1 protein-coding gene is annotated in these 1964 nt (G+C 59.9%); it reads left to right on the top strand.

From position 1 onward, the window contains the following. Nucleotides 1–195: 195 nt before the first annotated feature. Nucleotides 196–1964 (top strand): cellulase family glycosylhydrolase (locus EIK79_RS17730; RefSeq protein ID WP_124957131.1); only part of this gene is annotated, 1769 nt, incomplete at its 3' end.

Consider the following 1964-nt stretch of genomic DNA (forward strand, 5'->3'; position numbering starts at 1 on the left):
CCGTTGGCCGACGTGACGAGCGATTCCATCGCCACGAGTGTGGGCGACGTGGCGGTCGACCTTCAAGCCGCGGGCGTCGATCGCTCCTCGTCCTCGCTGTCGCTCCGACTCAACTTCTGGGGCGGTGGCAGTTCGACTCTCAACATCGAAACAGTGCGACTCGAATAGCGACACGACTAGACAGATTACAGACCAATGACGACTGACAACACACACGAGACGACCGACGAATCGACCGATCAATCCAACGAACCGAGTGCGCGAGTCATTGACAGTATCTCGCGCCGGGGAGTGCTGAAGGCAGCGGGCGCGGGAGCGCTGTCTCTCGGATTCGCTAGCAGTTTCGTTAATTCGGTGTCGGCAGTTGGGATTCCGACGCCGTGGCTCCACCGGGACGGCAACCTGATCAAAGATCCCAGCGGCAATTCCGTGATTCTGCGCGGTGTGAACATCGCTGATCCAGCACGGTTGGCGCGGAGCTGGCGGAGCAAGGACGCGATGGCGGTGTTTGATAAGGCGACGAACACCGACGAAGACTGGTACAGCCGTATCATTCGAATTCCAACCCAACCCCAAGACATCAGCGGTGTGAACAACAGCCTCCAGATGGCGCACGGCGACGATTGGGGTCCCTTGTTACCCGGACAGTTCGACGAATCCGATCTTGATACGTACTTCAGCTCCTACATCGATCCGCTCGTTGATGCGGCCGAAGAGCAGGGATTGTACGTGATGATCGATTATCACCGGCATTTCCCGATCTTCCACCAGCCCCAACACGAGTCGGATCTCGGTGACTACCAGTGTGGAAACGAGAGCTTCCCCAACGATATCGGCTTCTGTGGCGAGCGGGGGATGCTCTGGCACTCCGAAGAGCAAGCCTCTCAGCTCGATGGCTACACCGAGGAATACGCCGCAGAACTCGACGACGAGCTTCGGATGTACTGGAACTTCGTCGCACCGCGTTACAGCAACCGCTCGCACGTCATCTACGACATTTACAACGAGCCGACCGGCCCGTACGCTGGCGACTGGGGTTCTCCGTCGGAGGTTCCACACGGCGGCAACGACGAGGGTGGTGAGGACACCGACGTGACTGATCCCGTTTGTAAAGACTACTGGGACATGTGGGTCGATCGGGCACAGCCGTGGATCGATATCGTTCGTGAGAACGCGCCACAGAATCTCATCACGATCGGCTCGCCACGGTGGAGTCAGTACACGTACTGGGCTCCCGAAAACGAGTTCGACGGTGACAACATCTGTTACACGGGACACGTGTACACGCATGACGGTATGCGGCCGCTGTCGACGTACTTCGGTGAACCGGCCCAAGAAGTGCCGATCTTCTTCAGCGAGTTCGGCTGGGCCGAGGGCGGCGGCAAGGACAACTTCGACTTCCTCGAAGGAACGGCCTCCGAATACGCTCCCGAGTTCGAGGAGTTCATCGAGAACAACCCGGTGCACCCGATCTGTTGGAACTTCGACCACACGTGGGAGCCGGCGTTTTTCGTTCACGATTCGAGTCAGGACGGCACGTGGGAGATGTGGGACTACGAGGCCCGCCCTGGCCAGTGGTGGCAGGAGTTCCTTGCAACTCACCAGAACGACGATCTTCCGGAGGGCAACGGTGGCACCACGCCGACGGACACGCCAACTGACACGCCGACGGATACGCCGACGGACACACCGGGTGATGGACTGGTAATCAATGATTATGACGGCGATCCGTCGTGGTCGAGCAACACGAACGACCTCGGTCAGTGGTGCGGCGCTGGGTCGTTCGCCAACGGGAGCGGCACTGTCAGCAACGGGGCGCTCGTCCTCGAATACGACAACGGCGGGTGGTACCAAGAGCAACTCAACCAGTCGGTCACCGACTACTCGACGCTGGTCTTGCGCGTGAGCGGGGCCAGCGGCGGCGAAGAGAGCGACATCACCTTCGAGATGGGTGGCGTGAGTGC

Origin of the sequence: Halocatena pleomorpha (assembly GCF_003862495.1) — an archaeon.
GTDB classification, from domain to species: Archaea; Halobacteriota; Halobacteria; order Halobacteriales; family Haloarculaceae; genus Halocatena; species Halocatena pleomorpha.